This window comes from Oleiphilus sp. HI0132 (assembly GCF_001635845.1).
This window is the reverse complement of the sequence record NZ_LWGJ01001462.1, coordinates 1-3,109: the sequence shown is the minus strand read 5'-3', so window position 1 is coordinate 3,109 and position 3,109 is coordinate 1. Positions and strand designations below refer to the sequence as shown.

At 44.8% G+C, this 3,109-nt stretch carries 4 protein-coding genes and 1 pseudogene; all 5 read right to left on the bottom strand.

The features are described 5' to 3' along the window. Positions 1–316: pseudogene (locus tag A3766_RS22590) on the bottom strand (hypothetical protein); the annotation flags it as partial. After that, on the bottom strand, positions 306–1,100 hold the full coding sequence (locus A3766_RS22585) for a type II secretion system protein (RefSeq protein WP_068508272.1): 795 nt from the start codon (positions 1,098–1,100) through the stop codon (positions 306–308). The gene A3766_RS22585 and the pseudogene A3766_RS22590, both read right to left, overlap by 11 nt. After that, positions 1,100–1,651: a prepilin-type N-terminal cleavage/methylation domain-containing protein gene (locus tag A3766_RS22580; protein ID WP_197469704.1), complete on the bottom strand. Its 552-nt coding sequence runs from the start codon at positions 1,649–1,651 to the stop codon at positions 1,100–1,102. The genes A3766_RS22585 and A3766_RS22580 overlap by 1 nt, the downstream gene beginning before the upstream one ends. After that, positions 1,648–2,193, bottom strand: a complete 546-nt coding sequence (locus A3766_RS22575) for a type II secretion system protein (protein WP_068740403.1) — start codon at positions 2,191–2,193, stop codon at positions 1,648–1,650. Before A3766_RS22575 ends, A3766_RS22580 begins: the two co-directional genes overlap by 4 nt. Positions 2,194–2,254: 61 nt before the next feature. Further along, positions 2,255–2,731 (bottom strand): type II secretion system protein, encoded by a 477-nt coding sequence (locus A3766_RS32515; RefSeq protein WP_068508280.1) that lies wholly within the window; start codon positions 2,729–2,731, stop codon positions 2,255–2,257. Positions 2,732–3,109: the final 378 nt, after the last annotated feature.

Here is a 3,109-nt window from a genome sequence, read left to right as displayed (position 1 = left end):
AAATCAGTTGTGCAATGCAGTTATCCAAGCCAGGGTTACTCCCTCCTGCATCAAAGTCCAGATACCCCATTGCATCATTACAAGTTGTCCCACCAACGAACACTCTGTTTAGCGCTATCTGAGCACCGCTTTCCGCCGCGTAAAAGGCTCGTGTAGATTCAAAGTCTTGAGCAAAGCCCATACTGGAATCTTCAGCCAGATCACTCATTGCCAAAACGATCAAAGCAAGAATAACGATCAAAAATATTGTCGCAGGAAGTCCAATACCTCGCTGCTTAAGGTGTAGTTGTCTAAAGTGGAGTTGCCTAGGGTACATTGCGAATTTGCACCTCTTGATTTACGGCCTGGAGTTCACCATTACTACCTGTAACACTGTAAGCAATATTTACCACAGCATTACGAGTCAGGCTGGCGTCTGTATAAGCAAAGCTACCTAAATTCGCACCATTTGCCATGACAGTTTGCTTGTTGGTATCAGGGGTCGAATCAAAGCCATAATCAAAATAACGATAGAGAAAGCCACCGCTAAAACAAAACATCACGGGGTCCTGACTAATAAACAAACGCTTAGTTGGGGAGTCACTGACAAATTGATGGCTTGATTGTAAGTTAATCGTCAAAGCACCGGCTGTTGCGCCGGCAGTAATACTAGAAAGCAAGCTACTAATTACGCGCTGGCTTCCAGATAGGTCATAAACATCACTGACGGCATTACTATAAACGGCCACTCTGTCCTGGCTAGTATCGACACTTGCATCCACGTAGCTAGCAAAAGGTACCACCTCGAAACTACTGGCCCCACTTAAAATCGGCACACTTAAATAGTCCGTTGCAGCGACAGTGGGAATAAACTCAATACATGAGCCGCCACTAAGCGTTTGAATACTATTCGGTAAAGCTAATCGTAGTTCTCTACTTAGCTTCTCTGATACCACCCAAGCAATGGCAGATATTTTACCGCGCTCAGAGGCATCGATCATGCCCTCCGTAGTTCGACCGATAAATCCGGCAATTCCTACACCTAGAATACCTATCACGACAATCGTGACAATCATCTCGATTAAGGTAAATCCTTTAGAGTCATTTAAGGGGCGCGACATTAGAAGTTCCCCTTATAAGCGGCAAAGGTCATCGTACTTTGGCCCGGTGGCGTTATCGAAATAGTTATTTTCTTGGCGTGATTCGTTGCACTCGCTGACACTAAGTTAGCGGTATCGCACGCCACACTAATAGAAACACTATAACTGTCATAAGAACTATCTAAACCTGCAGTTAAGCTGACCGGTGGAGCATCTGTCAAACCATCATAGTCATCCACATCGTTATAGACAGAGCGAGTTTCCAGGACGCCTCCGGGTGAATCGGGACCCAGATCTGCTGCTGTACAACCTGGGCTCGCGACCATCGGCACACCACCCACGGGCGTAGCGTGGTCATAATTCTTTGATAATATTTCGTCAAAATATAACTGTGTCAGCTTTAAGGTCTTATTCCTCCAAAGGGGGTCAGCACTATGTTTCATGGTAAAACTGAAAGAGTTCAGCACTGCAACCATAGCAATCGATAGAATCACAATAGAAATGACGAGTTCAACCAAGGTGACGCCTTGCTGTCGGCTTAAACTTCTTGAACGAGTAACATTAGCTCTCACGGGCATGCCCCCGACGATTCGTAAACAAAACCCGAGGAGGAGAAGCAAATACGATGGGTTTTCGTACCAACGATCGTAACATTGTGATTTGCGGCATCGTCCATACTTGCTGTTTGATCCCACGCCAAACTAACAGTAGCCCCCAACGCCAGCGCAAGGCCATCTATTGAAATTGTGGGCAAAGGTGTTTCCAGTTGATAAGTCTGAACGCTTTGCTGATGCTTCAGTAGGGTAAAATGCAGGTCGCCGCCAGCGGTACGAATAAACTGTATTTCCGCTGGATCTCCCGACGGTATAGGTGCCGCACCCGCTATTTGCACCTCTTGAGCACTGACACCCAAGGCTAACTGTTGCGCGAGTAAACCAAGAGAAAGAAGCCTTTCCTTGGCTAAGTAGTCTGCATAGGAGTCTTTTGAAGAGAACAGGCTATTGGCACCGACACTTAGAACACCGATGAGCACGATGACCATCACCAGCTCAATCAAGGTAAAACCATGCTGGTTAGTCTGTTTTGAATAGTTTGCTATGATCTTGTTCGACAAAAATCTTGCCTTTAAAAAACGAAAAAAAGCGCCCACCGGCGCTTTTTCACACAACTACTAATCAATCACAATTCGTAACATCAATTGAAATAGTTGGGCTATTATTTGCTGCAGCAGCTGTATAGGTAATACGGCAAGTTGCTGCATTAGCTGGTGTTACACCTGAAGCTGTCACTGTAACCGTCGAAGTTGCTAAACCGCCTGGAGTACCACCCAAATCGAAATCAGCAGCAGTAATCTGAGCAGCATCAAGAATACCTTCAGATCCAGCAGTTTGTGCTTCAGGATAGCCGTTCAACATCTGAATAACCTGACCTTCCATTGTAATTTCAGTCAAGGAGTTATCGCCCTGAGCCAAATAGTCTGCGTGAGCTATGGATGACGCAGACCTCATCGCGCCATAAGCACCTTGAAGTGCTGCAGCACGCGCTTCACCACCTAAGTCTGCAAAACGAGGCAATGCAAAGGCTGCCAAAATACCTAAGATCACGATAACCATGACCAATTCGATGAGTGTAAAACCCGCTTGACGCTTCATGAGTAGAGCTCCTAAATCTTAATAATTATTTACTGCTTTCGTTCGTTAAAATTAAAAGTTAATGCTTCTTGGACTTAACGCCAAGTTTAAGTAGCACTAAAACTTCGTTCACTAATCTATTGATTTAACTATAGACATGCTTTTAAAACNTCGCACATCATTAATGTATGTTTTTGTTTAAAAATCGTAACAACAAAGCTTACTTTCTTAATAAAACTGCTTAAGGCTGAATATCTGTATAGACAGTGCCGGTGTTCGGGTCATACTCAACGTTATGTCCATCAACTGTTGCCTGATAGGTATATCGACAATCACCAGAATTCACCGTTGTCAGGTAGTCTTCACCCACGGCTGTCGACGTCGTTAGGCCATTAGTAT

What these genes read in the sequence shown, in the direction of transcription:
- A3766_RS22585 (WP_068508272.1), bottom strand. Translation starts at nt 1,100, where the DNA reads ATGTCGCGCCCCTTAAATGACTCTAAAGGATTTACCTTAATCGAGATG.
- A3766_RS32515 (WP_068508280.1), bottom strand. Translation starts at nt 2,731, where the DNA reads ATGAAGCGTCAAGCGGGTTTTACACTCATCGAATTGGTCATGGTTATC.